The 18,167-nt window shown below is 42.3% G+C and carries 18 protein-coding genes and 1 pseudogene; 14 read left to right on the forward strand and 5 right to left on the reverse strand.

All coding sequences use genetic code 11. The features are described from left to right. Positions 1-66: 66 nt before the first annotated feature. From R8269_RS11200 to R8269_RS11265, 14 genes and pseudogenes are all read left to right on the forward strand, one after another. A pseudogene (locus R8269_RS11200) lies at positions 67-168 on the forward strand (DUF2007 domain-containing protein); the annotation flags it as partial. Between the two features lie 143 nt (positions 169-311). After that, the gene (locus R8269_RS11205) at positions 312-920 is read left to right on the forward strand and encodes a pyridoxamine 5'-phosphate oxidase family protein (protein WP_005377078.1); all 609 of its coding nucleotides are present in this window, start codon (positions 312-314) and stop codon (positions 918-920) included. 141 nt (positions 921-1,061) lie between these two features. Further along, entirely contained in the window at positions 1,062-1,475 is a 414-nt protein-coding gene (locus R8269_RS11210) for an RDD family protein (RefSeq protein WP_031778951.1), read from the forward strand. Positions 1,476-1,608: 133 nt separating this feature from the next. Continuing rightward, positions 1,609-2,169, forward strand: coding sequence for a sugar O-acetyltransferase (locus R8269_RS11215; protein ID WP_005377080.1), 561 nt, complete (start codon positions 1,609-1,611; stop codon positions 2,167-2,169). 256 nt (positions 2,170-2,425) lie between these two features. Continuing rightward, positions 2,426-2,959: a GNAT family N-acetyltransferase gene (locus R8269_RS11220; RefSeq protein ID WP_258476804.1), complete on the forward strand. Its 534-nt coding sequence runs from the start codon at positions 2,426-2,428 to the stop codon at positions 2,957-2,959. A 153-nt stretch (positions 2,960-3,112) separates the two neighbouring features. Beyond that, positions 3,113-3,754 carry an alanine--tRNA ligase-related protein gene (locus R8269_RS11225; RefSeq protein WP_005377082.1) on the forward strand — a complete coding sequence of 214 codons (642 nt, stop codon included), beginning with the start codon at positions 3,113-3,115 and terminating at the stop codon, positions 3,752-3,754. A 137-nt stretch (positions 3,755-3,891) separates the two neighbouring features. After that, the gene (locus R8269_RS11230) at positions 3,892-4,179 is read left to right on the forward strand and encodes a putative quinol monooxygenase (RefSeq protein WP_258476803.1); all 288 of its coding nucleotides are present in this window, start codon (positions 3,892-3,894) and stop codon (positions 4,177-4,179) included. A 143-nt stretch (positions 4,180-4,322) separates the two neighbouring features. Further along, complete coding sequence (locus tag R8269_RS11235) at positions 4,323-4,619, forward strand: antibiotic biosynthesis monooxygenase family protein (RefSeq protein ID WP_005377084.1); 297 nt, start codon at positions 4,323-4,325, stop codon at positions 4,617-4,619. A gap of 92 nt (positions 4,620-4,711) precedes the next feature. Further along, entirely contained in the window at positions 4,712-5,317 is a 606-nt protein-coding gene (locus tag R8269_RS11240) for a hypothetical protein (protein WP_005377094.1), read from the forward strand. 97 nt (positions 5,318-5,414) lie between these two features. Further along, complete coding sequence (locus R8269_RS11245; RefSeq protein WP_005377096.1) at positions 5,415-5,768, forward strand: DUF1428 domain-containing protein; 354 nt, start codon at positions 5,415-5,417, stop codon at positions 5,766-5,768. Positions 5,769-5,897: 129 nt separating this feature from the next. Then, positions 5,898-6,524, forward strand: a complete 627-nt coding sequence (locus R8269_RS11250; protein ID WP_005377097.1) for a LysE family translocator — start codon at positions 5,898-5,900, stop codon at positions 6,522-6,524. Positions 6,525-6,851: 327 nt separating this feature from the next. Continuing rightward, positions 6,852-7,478: a LysE family translocator gene (locus R8269_RS11255; RefSeq protein ID WP_005377098.1), complete on the forward strand. Its 627-nt coding sequence runs from the start codon at positions 6,852-6,854 to the stop codon at positions 7,476-7,478. 169 nt (positions 7,479-7,647) lie between these two features. After that, positions 7,648-8,112 carry a DUF2846 domain-containing protein gene (locus R8269_RS11260; RefSeq protein WP_258476796.1) on the forward strand — a complete coding sequence of 155 codons (465 nt, stop codon included), beginning with the start codon at positions 7,648-7,650 and terminating at the stop codon, positions 8,110-8,112. Between the two features lie 287 nt (positions 8,113-8,399). Further along, a complete protein-coding gene (locus R8269_RS11265; RefSeq protein ID WP_238972253.1) occupies positions 8,400-10,106 on the forward strand; it encodes an autotransporter assembly complex protein TamA in 1,707 nt (568 codons plus the stop codon). Between the two features lie 57 nt (positions 10,107-10,163). On the opposite strand, the gene R8269_RS11270 is transcribed toward R8269_RS11265, so the two are convergent. The 5 genes from R8269_RS11270 to R8269_RS11290 all read right to left on the reverse strand — a co-directional run bounded on the left by R8269_RS11270 (position 10,164) and on the right by R8269_RS11290 (position 18,157). Beyond that, a complete protein-coding gene (locus R8269_RS11270) occupies positions 10,164-11,615 on the reverse strand; it encodes a phospholipase D family protein (protein ID WP_005377101.1) in 1,452 nt (483 codons plus the stop codon). Between the two features lie 101 nt (positions 11,616-11,716). Then, entirely contained in the window at positions 11,717-13,756 is a 2,040-nt protein-coding gene (locus R8269_RS11275) for a carboxylesterase family protein (RefSeq protein ID WP_193837335.1), read from the reverse strand. Between the two features lie 210 nt (positions 13,757-13,966). Then, positions 13,967-15,622 (reverse strand): hypothetical protein, encoded by a 1,656-nt coding sequence (locus R8269_RS11280; protein WP_193837336.1) that lies wholly within the window; start codon positions 15,620-15,622, stop codon positions 13,967-13,969. 302 nt (positions 15,623-15,924) lie between these two features. Next, entirely contained in the window at positions 15,925-17,280 is a 1,356-nt protein-coding gene (locus R8269_RS11285) for an FUSC family protein (protein ID WP_318222539.1), read from the reverse strand. Positions 17,281-17,293: 13 nt separating this feature from the next. After that, positions 17,294-18,157: an HlyD family secretion protein gene (locus R8269_RS11290; RefSeq protein WP_193837337.1), complete on the reverse strand. Its 864-nt coding sequence runs from the start codon at positions 18,155-18,157 to the stop codon at positions 17,294-17,296. Positions 18,158-18,167 lie beyond the last annotated feature (10 nt).

Genomic DNA, 18,167 nt, shown 5'->3' on the forward strand with positions numbered 1-18,167 from the left:
CTTTAAAATACAAAACGCCCGATGAAGTACATCGAGCGTTTTAGTTAAAAAGTGTCAACCCATATCAGGACGGGTCACTTAGTTTTTATTTTACTGGGTTTTCCACTGTTTTTTTACAAGCATGGTTATAAGTGTAAGCAGTGTGGGGAGTTTAGTGAAAAACTTTAAATCTTCAGATAACAAGGCATTAAAGAGACAACTTGTACTCGTAGTATTTTTACGATGAGTTAGGTCTAGTGCCTATACAAGAAGTCAGAGTTACTGCTTGCTTACAAGCAAAGCATTATACGATAGTGAAGGAATAACATTGAATGAGTGAAATTAAAACAATAGAGCAGTTAAAAGAAATTTACGCAGAGCCAAGTGCGAGAGCTAAAAATAAAGCTCTGCCTGTGCTGGATGTTCATGCGATTACATTAATTAATAACTGCCATTTTGCAGTTCTAAGTACCGCTGATTCACAAGGGCATATCGATCTTTCTCCTAAAGGAGGGGAGCCTGGCTTCGTAAAAGTTTTAGATGAATCAACATTGTTGCTCCCTGATAGCTCGGGGAACAATCGTATCGATAGTCTAAAAAATATCATTAGTAACCCCAAGGTAGGGTTGTTATTGATGGTAAATGGTATTGATGAAGTGCTCCGTATTAAAGGAATCGCAAGTATTCACACCGACGCCAACTTGATATCTGCTTGCCCCGATGGAAGTAAAGATCCTAAGGTTGTTATCAAAATAGTCATAGAGAGTATGTACTTTCATTGTGCGAAAGCGGTGATGAGAGGGAAACTTTGGTCTGATGACTATAAAGTAAATCGCTCAATTCTCCCTTCATTAGCTCAAATCTTTAAAGATCAACAAAAGTTAGAAAGTAAAGCGCTTAATCAAGAAGAGATGTTGAAATATTACCAATCTAGCCTTTAGAACAAGCGTGGTAATATATTGAAAAGATAGAAAAATCAGATTCGACCGTACTATGCGGAAGTATGGATTAGGTTTAGTGGGGATGTTACTGTCTCAATAATGTTAGTTCACCAATAAGCAATTGTTAGTCCAAATTTTAGAATGAAAAATGCAGAAAAATTTACTCTAGAAAATTACGTTTTGGCTAGTCCGGGAGTTAGGTGTGTTGGACAAATGATTGATCTTTTTGTCAGTTTTAGCATTTTTACTCTCGTTTTATGGGTCGGCTTAGAAATCGGTATTGAAAAAGAGCTTGTGCGCGCTACAGCAGTAACTGCGACTGTATCGTATTACCTTTTTTCTGATTGTTTACCAAATGGTCAAAGTGTGGGTAAAAAACTTTTGGGCATTGCAGTTATAAGTGCAAGAACGGGTAAAAAGTGCAATATTTTTCAGTCGCTCTTTCGAAATGTTATTACTCCATTCTTCGGTTTTATTGACTCAATTTTCATTCTTGGTAAAAAGAGGCAACGTCTCGGTGATAAGTTAGTGAGAACGGTGGTGGTAGTGCACTAGTTTGTGATAGCGCTGAGGACTAGGGTTCAAGTCGGGCTTTGTTTTCGTGGTGGAACAGCCTCGCTTAGGAGGTAGCGTTACTCACATACTTAATGTAGCGTTGTAAGAAAATTGGTATTGGAGTCCAAGTTTTATGTCAGAAAAAGAGAAAATGTTAGCAGGTGAGCTTTATGACCCAAGTGATGAAGAGTTATTAAAGTTAAGGTTGAGCGCTAGGTTACTAACTGAAAAATTGAATGCCACGTCCGTTGAGCATAAACAAAAGCGAGTTCAAATAACTAAGCGCTTGTTCGGCACAACAGGGGACGATATTCATGTTGAATCTTCTTTCAATTGCGACTACGGATCCAACATTCACGTTGGAGATAATTTTTACGCTAATTTTGGTTGTGTGATTTTGGATGTTGCGGAAGTTAAGTTTGGTGATAACTGTTTACTTGGGCCTCAAGTTGGCATTTATACTGCGACTCATCCCTTAGATCCTATCGAGAGGAACAGTGGTTTAGAGCTAGCAAAGCCCATAAACATTGGTGACAATTGTTGGATAGGTGGCCATGCCGTAATCAACCCTGGCGTAACACTTGGGAACAACGTGGTGGTAGCCTCTGGCGCAGTCGTTACAAAGAGTTTTAGAGACAATGTCGTTGTTGGTGGCAACCCAGCCAGAGTACTGAAGGAAATCGTCACTAAGTGATAATAAAGTATATGGACTATTTTGAGCCTGAGTTTAGGACTTGTGATCAACTCACCCCAAGCTTTGATGCGTTCAACGGTTACTTGTTGACGCACTTGAATGTCTAAAATTTGCTTCAATACAGAGTCGTTACACGTGGCGCTTTTGTCGTGCGTTGAGCTTGTTTAAAAGTCTCATACGAAATCATTTGTATTACGTGTCTCACACTTTTATTGGATTTTCGTCACCAATAACAAACCAAAAGGCTGACCCCAAAATGTTAGTAACAAAGATTGAAACGGAACGATTAATTCTAAGAGAGCTAGTTGAAGATGATGCAAGCGAATTGTTTGACATCTTCTCAGACCATGAGGTCATGAAATATTGGAACTCTGGCCCTTGGGTTTCAATTGAAGAAGCGCGGACATTTATAGCCAAGAGTACACAGGCCATGAATAGCAATACAGAAGTGACACTAGGCATCTTCCTAAAGAGCAATGACCAACTTCTGGGTAAGATAATGCTGTTTAATCACGTGAAAGAGTCTAGGCGCGCAGAAATTGGCTTTGGCGTTAGTCGTCATTTCTGGGGTAAAGGCATTGTATTAGAGGCGGGAACTGCATTAATCGAACACGCCTTCAAAACACTGAATCTACGTCGAATCGAGGCTGAGATAGATCCAGACAATGCTTCTTCAGGTAAAGTCTTGGAACGGTTAGGTTTTATAAAGGAAGGTTTCCTAAGGCAGCGTTGGGAAGTGAATGGAGTAGTCTCAGATTCCGCAATTTACGGGTTGTTAGCTAACCCCTAGGCAGCGTTTAGTACCCGGCCTTAAAAGCATCTAATAGATCTAGCCTGCTCGTACTCAATACACAGCCTTACACTTGACGGCGAGGTTTCTTGAATTGACTTGGTGGTCACTGAATGTACTATCAAGGATAGGACTTACTGCAAGGATAGCAGCATGAGCGAGAAATTATTTTGGGTTAATCCCTACCAAACAGAACTTAACTCAAGAGTGACCAATGTAGACGGAAATAAGGTTGAATTGGACCAGACTATCTTCTTTGCAGAGTCTGGAGGCCAAGAGAGTGATAAAGGAACGATTAATGGTATTCCGGTTTTGATTGCTCAAAAGTTAGGTGTTCGACTTATTTACACATTGGAATCCTCTCCCAATTTTACTCTTGGTGACATTGTAACTACGAATATTGATTGGAAGCGTAGATACGCCTTAATGAAGCTACACTTTGCGGCTGAAGTGGTGCTCGAGATGTTTTATCAGCGTCGGGAAGGCATTGTTAAGATAGGCGCGCATATTTCTGAAAATAAGAGTCGCATAGATTTCGAGTGGTCTGAAAGTATTGGCCCGCTATTGAAAGAAATTGAAACTGATGTGCAAGATTTGATTAACTCTGATTCAGTTATTATTAGTGACTTTTCCGATCAAGAGAGCGAAAGAAGGTATTGGAGAGTGGATGGGTTTGCGCAAGTACCTTGCGGTGGCACTCATTTAAAGCGCACATCAGAAGTCGGCCAAATTCAATTAAAACGCAAGAACATCGGTAAAGGCAAAGAAAGGGTAGAGATAACCTTATGCTCGTAAGTCGATAGGGCATTAGAAATAGATTCCTAACACGTGGCATTTTAATTCATGTGAGATTCACATTTGCGATATGATGGTTGAGATTGAGGGCGTGTTGGCTACTTCTTAACGAAAGGTTACAGGGGCGAGAGGATGATATGTCGAAAGTAACATTGAAAGGCTTTATTTTAGTTCCGGAAAAGGATTTAGAATTAGTAAAACATGCGTTAGTAACTCACAAAAGGCTCACGTTAGAAGAGCCGGGCTGCCTTACTTTTCTTGTGACTCAAAGCTCGACTAATCCTTTTCGTTTTGATGTCTATGAGGAGTTCGTCGACAAAGCCTCTTTTAAGCAACATCAGGAAAGAGTTCAAGCCTCACATTGGGGAAAAGTAACTGCCAATGTTAAACGTCAATACGAAATCTTTGAATGTGTGCATGACTAATCGAATCGGAGTGATTTAGAGCGTTTACGCTTTGTTTTTTAGGTTGTTCTACGCTCTACTATGTTGCTTTATTCATCTATTAACCTGGCTTAGTGTTCCTGATACTTTGCCGTATTAAATCTAGAAATTTTAATGGAAGTGTTATGTTTAGAGTTGTGTATGAATGGCGTGTGCCAAGTGAAAAAATGGATGAGTTTCAAAATATATGGCGTTCGACGACAGATTCAATTCATCAGTCAGTAGATGGGGCGCTTGGTAGTTTTATGCTTCGTGCTTACGATGTACCGGAAAAGGTTTTAACTATTGCCAAGTGGCGAACACGTGAAGACTGGGAGCGGTTTTGGGGAACTAGTAACCCAGAAAAAATGAAGAAGATGAGTGAAATTGCAGAGCGTATTTCAGTTGAACCATTCGATGAAATTGAAGATAGAACTAAGTAGGGCTAGAAGCAAACAACAGAAACGTTAAAGTGATGCCTAATGCACAGTTTGGCGGATAATATGAAAGACAACCTTAACGAAGGAATAGGGTTATGCAGATTTTAATCGTTGGAGGTAGTAAAGGGCTAGGAAGGTTCTTGGCTACGAACTTACAGGGTACAGAAATTTATGCGATTTCTAGATCAAAGCTAGTTGAGGGGGGAGTCGCCTCTGTTTGTATTGACGTTGATCCCGGTAAAAAACCAGATTATACGTGCTTCAAAGGTGTAGAGTTTGACATCATCGTTTATTTGGCGTCGATGTGGGGAGAGTCTTCAGAATTGACAACAAGCGAACTGATTGAGTTTATGAATGTTGGCCCGATTGGGTATCTTAATTTAGTCAATGAGCTTAACGCTTTAGGTTCACTTAACGATAAATGCAATATTGTATCTATTGGCTCTACAGCAGAGCTTTCAGAAAGTAGTGAATACCCTGCATTCGCCCTCAGTAAAAGATTACTCAAAGATATTTCTAGCCAGCTGCAAAACGTTTATCGTGATTACCGCTTTACTCACTTTACAATAGGTGGGATCGGGCATGCTGAAGAGGAACGTATTGAGTATTCGAGTGTTTTGGAGATTATAAATATGCTAACCAAGCTTGATCCAAACACATACCTTTCAAATATGCATATAAAGTCCAAGCTAGGAATGTAGCTCTCAAGCTGTATTACGTACCTGTTTCTATGGTTTGGCATCATGTGCATTCTTTTTATTGAGCTATGGTTATAACTCCAATGAAAGGAGTTTACTTATGTCATACATTGATGGGTTTGTCGCTGCAGTACCGACAGCGAATAAAGAAAAGTATATCGCACACGCAAAAATAGCAGCAGAAATGTTCAGGGAGTTTGGGGCCTTAAAGGTTGTTGAGACGTGGGGGAGTGAAGTACCAGATGGTGAGATCACATCATTTCCCATGGCAGTTAACGCTGAAAGCAACGAAACCGTTGTGTTTTCGTGGGTAGTCTGGCCTTCAAAAGAAGTTCGGGACTCAGGGTGGCAGCGGATCATGGCTGATCCTCGAATGAGTCCAGACAATAACCCAATGCCCTTTGATGGAAAGCGTCTCATTTATGGCGGATTTGATGTTATTTTGGAGCAGTAAAATACCAAAGAATCTCAACTCGATTCGTAACACTTGGTGTTTTAATCAGTATTACGCTTCTGATGTACGTTCAATAGAGTATTCCGCGATAAGTGTTGATAAAACTCCATTTGGAGGCTTAGAGTAAAAATGGAAGAGATAAATTATTCACTGATTGTCGTATCAGCTATCGCTGCCATCGCTAGCCCCGGACCTGCAACTCTTGCGATAGCAGGCACGTCAATGAACCACGGTCGGCGCTTTGGTGGGTATTTGGCTGCAGGTGTTTTAACGGGGTCTTTATTTTGGTCAACCTCAGCCGCTTTTGGTCTCGCAACCATACTCTATAGCAATGTTTGGCTTTTTGAAATTCTTAGATATTGTGGGGCATTTTATCTTTTATATTTGGCTTTAAAGTCTGTACATTCTGCCTGCAACATCGAGCAGCTAAAGTTACCCAAAACATACGTAACGACAAAGAAGGGTAACTACTTAACCGGAGTGTTAATTCACTTAACTAACCCAAAGGCTATTCTGTTTTTCGGTGCGCTTTATTCGATAGGGGTTCCTCCTAAGGCCAGTCCGTTGGAATTGTTGTCGGTCATTTTTGTTGTGGGGCTGGTTAGTGCTTTGGTTTTCTTTGGCTATGCTTTTCTTTTCGCGCATAAAAAGGTCAGACAAATCTATCTCAGATCCAAAGCAGTTTTTGAAGGCGTGTTCGCGTTATTTTTTGGTGTAGCAAGTATTAAGTTGCTGCTTAGTGAGGCAGGAAAATGAAGCACAAAAGGCTTGAAGAAATAAGAATAGATAATCTATCTGATTTGACGGTCTATTAAGTATACTAAGTAGCCGATTTGTTAACTTCCATAAGAGCTGCTGGCTAGAAAAAGCTTACAACCAAATGATGCTAAATATTATCATTCAAAGGGCTAACAAAGGCCCATAATTTAATTCGTATCACTGTTCATGATTGTGCTCTTCGCGCAGTGCTGTAGTATTAGTAACGTGTTGTTAATACGAAATATAACCAATTGAAACCTGGACGTTGCATTACTTGTAGTTCGATGAAATGTTATCCCGCAAGACGTTAATTTGGAGAAAAGAATGGATTCAAACTCACTATTATTATTTGTTGTCGCTTGTCTCGCTATCAACATGATTCCTGGACCTGATGTAATTTATATTGTTTCCAATACAATGAAAGGTAAATTATCTGCTGGGCTGAAAGCGGCTCTGGGGCTTGGTGTTGGTTACTTTTTTCATACACTAGCGGCATGTTTAGGTTTGTCAGCAATAATTCTGAGTTCATCTTTGGCTTTTAGCGTTGTTAAATGGTTAGGGGCCGCTTACCTAGTTTATTTAGGTGTTCAGTCATTACTGTCTATGTGGCGTGGAGAAAGTAAAATCGTTGAAAACAAAAATGTTGATAATAATAAAAATGTGTTTGTTCAGGGGGTTATCGTCAGCGTCTTGAATCCAAAAGTAGCGCTATTCTTTCTCTCGTTTCTGCCTCAATTTATTGATACGTCTGCAAGCTCAACATCAATGCAATTATTAGTACTTGGCTTGCTGTTCAGCGTACTTGCGACGACATGTAACGTTTTGTACGCATCTGTGGGTAATTGGGTATTTAGTCGTCCACACTCTCAGCGTTATTCAAGAACTCTTGAAGGTGTTTCAGGTATTCTACTTATCAGTCTAGCGAGTAAAGTGGCATTTAGTGATCGTTAGATACAGGGCATTTTATTCTCGTGATTATTATATGGCTAATGTTTGCTCAATCCATACGTTAAATGAGTGCTATTGCATAGGTTGAATCACAAATTTCAAAAATACCAATAAGTGAACGTATTTATTTATAGTATGGTTGGCGCGATTTTATCGTAGCTAGGTTAATAACATGAAAAATAAAGTAATTCTGTGTTCCGCATTCCTTTTGGGTTTGTCAGGTTGTGTTTCTGTTCCTACTGTTGATTCGACAGTATCAAATCAAATGAAATCATTTGAAGCACCTCAAAAGGGGAACGCAGGGATTTACATTTACCGAGAAGATGCTTTTGTCGGAGCAGCACTTAAAAAGTATGTTTACGTCGATGGGGAATGTATTGGTGAAACCGCTCCTGGTGTATTCTTCTACCATGAGGTCGAAGGCAATAAAGAACATCAAGTAAGTACAGAGTCTGAGTTTTCTGAAAATCACTTAACTATCTTAACGGAAGAGGGCCGTAATTATTTCGTTAATCAATACATTAAAATGGGTGTATTTGTTGGTGGTGCGGGCGTAGAACTCGTAGACGAAAGCAAAGGTAAAGCAGAAGTACTAAAAGTCGACATGGCAGAAAAAGGAAACTGTTCTTCGATCTAGTTTTACTAACAGACGCTTTTTAGATTAAAAAACACATTATCAATGTAACCCAACGCTTGATGAGATCCATTTAGCGTTGGGTTTTGTATTTTTGGCAAACAGTATACCTATTTCAGACCGCATGATTTGCCACCTCCTAGCTTGAGCCCACTTATTGTTCAAAGAATCTACTTGTGAAACGTTAATTCTCGAGAGGATTTCGTAGGGAGCAATCCTACATACGCGATTAACTGATATGTCATTCCATCATTAACCTTGTCGAGTGTATTGCTAAACTAGGTAGCGGTGTGTCTCCTCTCATTAAACAAATAATAGGTATATCAGTTTTAGCTTCTATCCCTTTACATCATGTACTCGGAGCGCAATTTAAAATCAAAGGACTAACGCCAAGATTAGAGAAAAATCTTGAAAATCACCTTACACCACTAACGAAACTCTCTGTTTCAAACATTACCTCAAATCGACTAACGCAGGTGGTTAATAACGCATTAAACCCTTATGGCTACTATCATTCCGAGCTCAGAGTTCAGAGATCCGAGAATGATCTCATCACGCTTGAGGTCGACGCTGGGGAGGTGATGTTGGTGGCAAAATCTAACCTTGCCGTGTCGGGGGAGGCCTGTAACGATCAGGATTTCATCGAACTAATCAATCAAGCTCAACTTAAACAAGGGCAGCCGTTGCTTCATTCTGAGTACGACACACTAAAACGAAACTTGATTTCATTGGCTCAGCAAAAAGGTTACTTAGATGGGCGTTTTATCGAATCGTCTTTGGAAGTCATTCCAAGCTTGAATCAAGCCCATGTGAATCTGCATTTCTCTAGTGGTTCTCGTTACCAATTTGGAGAGCTCTCTGTCCTTACGTCGGGTATCGAAACGGCACGAATAGAAGCGATGAGAACGTTTGAGGGGGGCGACGATTTTGATACTTTGAAATTGAGTCAATATCAGGCCGATCTCTCCAGTACTGATTGGTTTCGCAGTGTGATTGTGAAAGCGGATTTCGAGGCGATATCCGATGGTCATAAGGTGCCGATAGAAGTGCTCGCAGAGCCGAGTTCACGCAATATTGTGCAAGTCGGTGGTGGGTATTCGACAGACTTGGGATTACGCGCTTCGCTAAACTGGACCAAGCCTTGGTATAACGCACGTGGACACAGTTTTGAGGCACAAGCGTACGCTTCCAAACCGGAACAATCGCTATTACTTGGCTACAAAATTCCCACCCAAAATGTCCTGACGGATTACTACGGGATTCAGTTTGAATCTAAGCATGTCGACTATCGAGACACATCGAGTTTTTCCAATGGTTTATCGTTTGAAAAACACTGGCAGTTAGACAGTGATTGGCAAAGCACCATGCACGTTCGTTATTTGCAAGAAAGTTATCGACAAGCGTCGGAGAATAACGAATCACAGTTGTTATTTCCGGGGGTGACATTTTCACTACTTGATCGCAAGAACGATCAATTAGAAGTAAAGCACCGTCACGTTTACTCATTGGAATACTCAGACCCTAATTTTTTCTCCGATTCTCGTTTGCTGCGTATTGAAGGCAACAGTGTGCTGTCTTGGGATATTAGTGAAAAACACAAGTTTCACTTTCGTTCCAATGTCGGTATTAATGTCGCTGACACTTTGAGCGATATTCCATCATCATTACGTTTCTTTGCGGGAGGTGATGGCAATCTTCGTGGTTATGGTTATGAATCCATCTCTCCGAGAGACGAAAATGGCGATTTAACGGGTGCTCGTTACATGTTTACTGCTGGGTTGGAATATCAATATCAGGTCTACAGCCAACTGTGGCTTGGGGCATTCTATGATGTTGGTGATGCCTTCAACGATAGGGTGGATTGGAAAAGCGGTACAGGGCTGAGTTTGATATGGAATTCAAAATACGTGCCCGTCAAAGTGGATTTTGCTTACGGTTTAGATGCTCCGCAAGGAGACCAATTCCGTGTTCACTTTTCGCTAGGCACGCAGTTTTAGCGGACATTAAAAAGGCTCTCATCCTTGCAGATAGAGAGCCTTTTAAGTCTTGATTGTTTAGAGTTCGAACTCACCATTCAGTTTCTTGAATATCCAGTTAGGCGCCTTATGCCATACACCATAGTTTGGATTCTTAGTATGGGTTTCATTCATTGATTGCCACTGAGTTTGGCCTTGTCCATCTCGAGATACTCGCCAAAACAGTTCATCTTTTTGTCGGGTTAAGTAGTGCATGACATGTTCTGCAAAGGCTTCGCTTTGGACCAACACACCAAATTCCACATTGAGGAAATCCGATCTTGGGTCGAAGTTTGATGAGCCGATATAAGTTAGCCGATCATCGAGTATCACCGTCTTGTTGTGATAATAAGTATCCGCATGGAAGTAATGGTCATCATTTTTCGCTTGGTTTTTGTACTCAAGTATATGAACGCCCTTATCCAACAGGGTTTGGCGATGTTTCTCGTAATAAGCCGGAATAAAGCCAGAATCATTAGAAGCAGACGAGTTCGTCATTAACGTGATGTCCGCTTTTTGCTCCACCAAGGTATCAATAAAGGCAAATTCACCATCACTCGGTACCACGTAAGGCGTTGATATCACTGCTTTGGATGCAGTGGTTGTTTGTTGCCAAACTTGGTGTTCTGCCCGTTTTCTAAAGTAGGGTTTGTTGTTTTCTAACTTGTCTAATGAGTCGAAAACGGGGGTGACTTGCGCAGCAATGAAGTCGGGACTGGTCAGTTTTTTAACCTGTTTTTCAACTTCAGCCAGAATGATGCTTTTGTCTTTCTCACCTTTATTAAGCGCTTTAGTAAACGCGGAATAGTTTGGGGTAACGTTAACGATGTTTTCTATTGGCGTGACATGCTCGCTGTCCCAAAGTTGTTGGTAGTTCTGGGCGAACGCTCGAATAATGCTGCCTTTGAACAAGACATCCATATCAAAGAAGTTGGCTTTGCGGCTGTAACCAAAATAGTCGTCGCCAATGTTACGTCCACCTAGAATCATCCATTGATGGTCGACGTTGAAGTACTTCTCGTGCAGACGATTGTCCAAACGTTGTTGGTGAGTAGAGAAGTTGACGACGCGACCAATCCAACCTGACTTACGTGAATCAAACGGATTGAATAAACGAATTTGAATGTTGTCGTGAGCGCTGAGATCAGCAAGCCATTTCTCGTTAAAAATCAATAAATCATCGAGAGTGAGTCGAACTTGCACGCCTCGATCTGCTGCTTGTTTGAGTTCATTGAGTAGCATCAAACCAAGCGTGTCACTCTCCCAAGAAAAGTAAGTCATATCGATGCTTTGCTGAGCGTTTCTTACCAGTTCAACACGACGAGCAAAGGCTTCTGGAGCGGTAGGAATTAAGTAAACTTCGGCTTGATGCTGAGTAGTTTGCCAATTGGCTTCAAAATCCGGTTCAACTTGAGGGTAGGGCTGGGCACAGCCAACCAACAGCGCGCCGAAGATAAAGAGTAGCAGAGCACGAATGGCGTTAGGAAACATGAGTAAACCTTCCTAATTATGTTCAAGGAATAAGGATGAAAAAAGCCAGCGAACTGGCTTTTAGGTATTCGGTAACGAGTTTTTAGTGACTGAAGATAACGTTACATGTGACTCAGAATCAGCCCAAGTTCCTCGAGACCATTGAGGCGACCTTGGCGCAGTTTTGGATCGATGCCTGAGTGATGAGCATTGTCCCAGTCTTGCGTGGATTGAATACCGCCATCGTTATCGATCAGCAATACTCGGTCAGTCGCGCTGTTGTATTGGAAGTCCTCAAATAAACGTTCGCTAAACCACATACGAGAGAGCTCGTTCATCATTGCTTTGTCTTTGCTACCTGGACGAACACTTGAACCATCAAGCTTTAATGCTTTATTAAACACAAATGGTAATTCCGATGCATTGCAAGCGCCGACAATACAACTGATGCTTTTGAGTAAATCGCCAACGTCGAGATCGCCATTTTCACCTTTGGTATTGTAAGTCCATACGTTGAATCCAGGTTTGTAGTCAAAGTAGTAGAAGCTTGGCGTTGCCCCTGTTGCTTCTTCAGTTGAAACTTTATGACGGTTTGGACCCGTGAAGAGCAAATCATGCAACGTGGTTTTGAATTGCTGCATGTTTTTGGTCGCACCATTTAGTTCGCTTTCATCGTTGGGGAAGAAGTCAGCCAGAGCAAGTAACTCCGTTGTTGAATCGGAGTTCCCCAAACCGAAGAACAACTTAGTCATCGCCTCATAAGCGGTGCTAGGCAGCAGTTCCAATAAGTCAGAAAGATCGAGTTCAATCGAAGCTGAATCGTTGAGTAATGAACGATATTCGGTGCGTAAACGGTTTAAGTTCGTTTCCGATTCTAGCCACTCCACCATGTATTCGACGATTAAGTTTTCGTCACCACTTTCAATGATTTCTGGCGCTTCTTGGCTCAAGATTTCAATAATAGTTGGGATCAAAAATGTCAGGCTCGGCAGCATGCCTAGAGTATTGCTTTCTGCACTGTTTGAGCCAATTACCGTCGGTACGATCCATTCACTCTCAATCGCTTGTTCAGTAAAGTGATAGCCTGGTACTTCTTTCACTAGAAACGCTGGTGGGCGATGCTCGATGTAAGGCGCAAATGGCATCAACGTAGCTAATGGGCTGTTGTCTCGTGTTGGACTTATAACCGGAATATTCGCAGCGGTCAGTACCCAGTTCTTAAGACGTTGAATAGGATCAAGCATCTCGCTCTGTACCTTCATGACCTCTTCAAGTGGTAGTAGCGTTAGATCTTCAACACTTTGCTCTGGCCTTTGGCTCTTGGCAACATCGTAACTTTTATATTCAAAGCCGTACGCGTTGCTTTGCATGATGGCACGCTGAAAGTGCTCACCTGCGATTGCAGCATCGCCTTTTGATTGCTGTAAAATTCCCACCGACATGGCACCCGCACCTTGCCCCATGAGTGTCACGTTTTGCGGATTGCCGCCGAATGCCTCTATGTTTTGTTGAACCCATTCAAGCGCGTGTTTTTGATCGCCTAGGCCAAAGTTACCACCCTCTGAGTTGTCCAAACCATCGACCCAAACACTGCCCAGCAAGCCCAAACGATAGTTAAAAGTAACAGCAATAAACGGGTTACCATCGTCAGCACCTTGCGCAACCACCATATCACCATGAATCAGCGGTTCTGAGCCTGCGCCGTATTCAAAGTCTCCACCGTGAATAAAGACATAAACTGGCAAATCTGCGTACGCTTCTGTCCCGGCAGGTCGCCAAATGTTTAGGTTCAAACAATTTTCTGACTGCGTTTGTGTGGTGGTTTTTAACTGCGGACACGCATCACCGAACTGAGTCGCATCAATATCGCCTTCAAGTGGGGCCACAATGCTGTGCTGAAAGCGGTCTGCTTGCGCAAACTGGATACCTTTGAACGCCTCTACCGCTGCCAGTTTTTCATCCGCATCAAGAGGCGTGATGACGAGGGACTCTTTGGTCGCTTGAATGGTTGCATCGCCAATTTCCAAAGCGATTTGCTCTGGTGGTAAGGGTTGTAGTGGCTTCGGGCCGTTAGGAACGCTAGGTTTACTTGAGTCATCACTGCAAGCTGCTAAGGCAAGAGTGATGGTAATGGCTAAAGTTGAGCGATTGAGTAAAGTCATTGTTATGTCCAAAAAGTCATTTGGTGCGTGCACCGAAAATGTTAAACGGCATCTAACAAGCGACGTCCTGACGCTTTGGTATTAATCCGTGAATGGTTGGATGGCTTGTTGTATTGATGGCTCAAATGGTAGGGCATCAGTGACAGTTTCAATAATCGCCTTTGTAGGATGCAGTCCTACCATCGTCTAGGGGCGGGCTCTTTATGAGAGCTAGAAACGGTAACCAAGATTTAAGGTTACTGACTCTCGAGTTTCCCCTTTGTTATAGAGAAAGGTCAGGTTGTAGTTTTTGCCGATTTGCTTATTGAAACCAGTCAAAAACGCCCATTGATTAAGATCTACACCAATGTCGTAATCGAATTCGATATCACCACTTTTTACATGCCCGTCCATTCGAGCGTCCAGTCCTTGATATTCTGCTCCGACAAAGAACTGCGTGCGATAATCGACAAGTTGATAACCCAACATCGGCTGTACAGTAACAATACCATCGCCCCAATCATCTAAGCCCTTTAAGCGAGTTTGCGAATAGGTACCAGTGACAGAAGCAAAGAACTCTTTATAGCCAACCGAAAGGGTTGTACCTATACCACGAAGGTCATATTCCAAATGCAGCGGCACGTCTAAGCGTCCGCGACTACAAAGTGCAGATAAACCATCGCAAAACTTATCACCTAATCCTGGCAGTTTATCGTTCAGCTTATCTTTTATGTACTGGCCACCTTCACCCGTGTAGGCGGCATCAACATTGGCATCGACATTAACTTTTCCGATGTAACCAAATACATTCCAAAATGGCAGGATGTTTACATCGCCACGAAGCGTCATGCTCTCAGCACTCACGATGCCCACACTGTCTTCTGGATCAAACAGTTCATTAAGGCCGATGCCTTCAATCGTGAAATCATTAAATGGAATATTCATATCTTGATTTCGATACGCTAGCGACACACCAAACGGCAGAGGCAAATCGATACCTTGACGACGAACCATATCACCCATTAAAGGAAAAACTCGGTCTAGCTTAACACTGGCTTCTTGCATGCGTGGATCAGAGACCTCATTCAAGCGTTTTTCGTCTAGTACTTGCACGCCAAGCTTATCTTCATAAATCGCTACCGGTTTTACGCTGCTCATCATTTCGAGGGGTTTATTTTTCTTTGAACCAACTATCTTGGTGTTTTTACTGGCAATCGCAATTTTGCCTGATGTTAACTTCTGGAAGAGGATCTCTTGATCGTAAGAATCCACTTGGTAGTTGTGATGTGTGAACGGTTTATCGTTGGTAATGACCATACGTTTCGGTTCACCATTAACCAACTCAATATCAACGCTTAAAAAGCGAAAGTAGGCGATATCTTGAGGAAGACCGTATTTTGAGTAATTAAAACTGATGATCACATTACCATTCTGATCCTCTTTGGCTCTTACTGATGACGGATCAAAACTCTCCGCGTAGTTTCGAAGGCGGTATTCTGTTCGTGTGAAAGCTTCGATCTCATCAAGTACTTTTTCATTTTCATCGAGTTGTTCAGGGTTGTACTTGATACGCAGATCAATGTTGCCTTTGTTATCGGTGTTCTTGACCAAGTAGACGGACGAATCGCGAACGCTATCACCGATTTTAACACTTCGGTGGGCATGCTCGACCAAATGCTCGCCTTGAACTAGAGAGCTGATGGCCAGTTTTGGTAAATCATGACTGATACCGTATTTGTCGAACAGCGCTCGGCCTTGCTCGATTACTTCGTTGTAGGTCGTCGTCTCTTCAGCGGCGAAGCCAAAAGTGGGGGTAGTAAGCATTAGTGCGCTCGCGAGCACAGTAAGAGAAGACATCTTGCCGGCGCGTAATTCAAAAAAACTCATGACAGTTTCCACTCTGAATAGTCTCAAACCTTCGAGACTCAGACAGTTAATGTGTCACTGAACTTCTTGTTCAGTTAGATAGATGTGTTTGCTGTGATTGACGTTGTGAATGCAGAGTTTTCGATTGCATTTCGTGAATCAATGAGAGGATTTTATGAGGTGAAGAGAAATACCGTTAATCGCTTTTGATGGATACTATCCTCGCTTTATGGGTTACGGAGGAATAATGGCTAGCTCACAAACAAACAGCCCCGCATAGCAGAAGCAATGCAGGGCTTTAGTTTCAAGAACGGAGGTGACGCTTAGACCGTAACGCGAACACGAAACAGATCAGTAAACAACTTGGCAATCATCAAAATGATCATAATGTTTACCAGCATCAGCAAGGGCGTTTCAATTCGATACGCTGGGGTTAAATTGAGCGCTCCTGATGTCAAGACAACCAATAAGTTAATACCTAGAATTCTGTGTACCATCAGTTTTGGTGTGGAAAACACCTTCCAAATTACGATGATGTTGATGAAGTAGAATAGCCCAAGCTGCCAAAGCTCGGTCATCATTGGCATTATGAAAATGTATTGCAATAGAATCACCGTGCCAGTGCCTATCACACCAAAAAATGCATCTTTAATAATGCTTGGTGGCATAGTAGGAACGATTGAAGAGAACACGCCTGCTAGCATCGGAAAAATGAAACCTCCGGGTACGGGCAGATAAATCCAGATCAACAAAGAAGTGACGAACATGGATACACCTTGCAATACCTTTCTGCCGTCTTCATTCAAATGCTGGATAAACGTTCGATGCTCGTGATGCCAAACCGTGTTTTTCTCTCTTTGCATGACATAAGCAACGTGACCAATGAGCGACGTACTTGGATTTTTAATATCAAAGCTTTGAAGTTGCTGCGTTAGCGTTGGCCAATCGATCTCACGACTTTGCGATTTATCTGCTTGTTCTAGCAATCGGTCTTGGATTTGTGCCATCTCATTTAAACGCGCACGCCATAGCTGACGATGTTCTTTCAAGTGGTAGCTGCCAGTAAGTGGTAAACCGACCAGTTGGAACAACTTTTCTATGTTGGCGCTGTTGGTCTCAAGAGCTTCAGTATCTATATCATTGGGCGATTTCATAGCGTTAAGCATCGCCTCTCTGCTGGTCTCAAAACGTTGAATGAAGTTTTGTTCTGTACTGACTGGCCAGACTAATCGGTACACAACAGAAAACGTGATCACACCAAGAATAGTCTCTTGCATGCGAAGAACAGCGAAGTGGAACGTTGCTTGACTATCAAATCCTCCCATACATGCGATGATGGAGCACACAGCAAAACCGATAGAGAACACATAACCATACTTTTCGTCGCTCGACATAAAAATGCACGCACCTAAAAACAAGGTGAAGAAGGTGAGAAACAAAAAGCGATCTTGAGAAAACGTCGTGATGAGGAAAAAGGCATAACCGATGCCAAGGAGGGTTCCTAATAAGCGATTATGACCTTTGTTTATCGAGTAAGCGAAGCTTTCATTTAATGCCATTACCGCGACTGCGATCGCTGCCCAATACGGTTTCTCCCATTGAAACCATAAGGCAAGGCAGATCGCGATAACGATAGACAGCGCAGCTTTGATTGCTTCTTTGGTTGAGGCATTAAACATACATTCCACCGCATTATTGTTTGATGATTTTGATAGAGGCCGTCATACCAACACGTAGTTGAAAATCTTTCGGTAAGTGATCTAATTTCACTTTAATTGGAATGCGTTGAGCTAAGCGTATCCACTGAAAGTTAGGGTTCACATTGGGCAAAAGATCGTTACCAGTACTACCATCTTGCTTCGCAATGCCGTAGCCGATGCTTTTGATTTTTCCTTCCAACACAGCTTCATTGTGCATCATTAAGGTCACGTAGGCTTTATCTTGTGGATCAACGCCAACTAAATCCGTTTCTTTGAAATATCCTTCGATCCAAAAGCTGTCTTCATCAATCAAAGCCACGACTGGGGAGTTAGCGACGACTTGAGAGCCGACACGTAAGTTCAAATTAGTGATATAACCATTCGTTGGCGCATAAACTTTTGTGTAATCAAGGTTTAGCTTGGCTTCTTCAACATTGGCTTTCGCGAGTTCTACGTTGGCAACGGCTGTCTCCACCGCATTGTCTAGGTTATTCAATGTCAGTACAGGTACAGCGCCAGGTGTGCGCTTTTCTAACTTAAGTGCTCGCTGCTCTTCGTTTTTTGCTTTTGCTAACAGAGCGACCGCTTGTTTTTGAGTCGCCAATGCTTTGTGGTATGCCGCTTTATAGATGCTTGGGTCAATCTCAAACAGCAAATCGCCTTGTTTCACTTGCGAATTGTCTTCGACGTAGACTTGGATGATTTGTCCTGTTACGCGGGGGGTTATAGAAACGATGTGCGCGCTAACTTGGCCATCTCTAGTCCAAGGGTTGTCAGAGTATGATTGGTAGTAGCTGAAAATCACGGTGCCAGCGGAACACAGTAATAGCAGTGTGATGAGATAACGTTTTATCACGGAATTTGCC

The organism is Vibrio sp. Vb0667, assembly GCF_033391095.1.

Excerpts from the sequence above, each read along its gene's own strand:
- R8269_RS11205 (WP_005377078.1), top strand. The coding sequence starts at position 312 with ATGAGTGAAATTAAAACAATAGAGCAGTTAAAAGAAATTTACGCAGAG.
- R8269_RS11210 (WP_031778951.1), top strand. The coding sequence starts at position 1,062 with ATGAAAAATGCAGAAAAATTTACTCTAGAAAATTACGTTTTGGCTAGT.
- R8269_RS11215 (WP_005377080.1), top strand. The coding sequence starts at position 1,609 with ATGTCAGAAAAAGAGAAAATGTTAGCAGGTGAGCTTTATGACCCAAGT.
- R8269_RS11220 (WP_258476804.1), top strand. The coding sequence starts at position 2,426 with ATGTTAGTAACAAAGATTGAAACGGAACGATTAATTCTAAGAGAGCTA.
- R8269_RS11225 (WP_005377082.1), top strand. The coding sequence starts at position 3,113 with ATGAGCGAGAAATTATTTTGGGTTAATCCCTACCAAACAGAACTTAAC.
- R8269_RS11230 (WP_258476803.1), top strand. The coding sequence starts at position 3,892 with ATGTCGAAAGTAACATTGAAAGGCTTTATTTTAGTTCCGGAAAAGGAT.
- R8269_RS11235 (WP_005377084.1), top strand. The coding sequence starts at position 4,323 with ATGTTTAGAGTTGTGTATGAATGGCGTGTGCCAAGTGAAAAAATGGAT.
- R8269_RS11240 (WP_005377094.1), top strand. The coding sequence starts at position 4,712 with ATGCAGATTTTAATCGTTGGAGGTAGTAAAGGGCTAGGAAGGTTCTTG.
- R8269_RS11245 (WP_005377096.1), top strand. The coding sequence starts at position 5,415 with ATGTCATACATTGATGGGTTTGTCGCTGCAGTACCGACAGCGAATAAA.
- R8269_RS11250 (WP_005377097.1), top strand. The coding sequence starts at position 5,898 with ATGGAAGAGATAAATTATTCACTGATTGTCGTATCAGCTATCGCTGCC.
- R8269_RS11255 (WP_005377098.1), top strand. The coding sequence starts at position 6,852 with ATGGATTCAAACTCACTATTATTATTTGTTGTCGCTTGTCTCGCTATC.
- R8269_RS11260 (WP_258476796.1), top strand. The coding sequence starts at position 7,648 with ATGAAAAATAAAGTAATTCTGTGTTCCGCATTCCTTTTGGGTTTGTCA.
- R8269_RS11270 (WP_005377101.1), bottom strand. The coding sequence starts at position 11,615 with ATGTTTCCTAACGCCATTCGTGCTCTGCTACTCTTTATCTTCGGCGCG.
- R8269_RS11275 (WP_193837335.1), bottom strand. The coding sequence starts at position 13,756 with ATGACTTTACTCAATCGCTCAACTTTAGCCATTACCATCACTCTTGCC.
- R8269_RS11280 (WP_193837336.1), bottom strand. The coding sequence starts at position 15,622 with ATGAGTTTTTTTGAATTACGCGCCGGCAAGATGTCTTCTCTTACTGTG.
- R8269_RS11285 (WP_318222539.1), bottom strand. The coding sequence starts at position 17,280 with ATGTTTAATGCCTCAACCAAAGAAGCAATCAAAGCTGCGCTGTCTATC.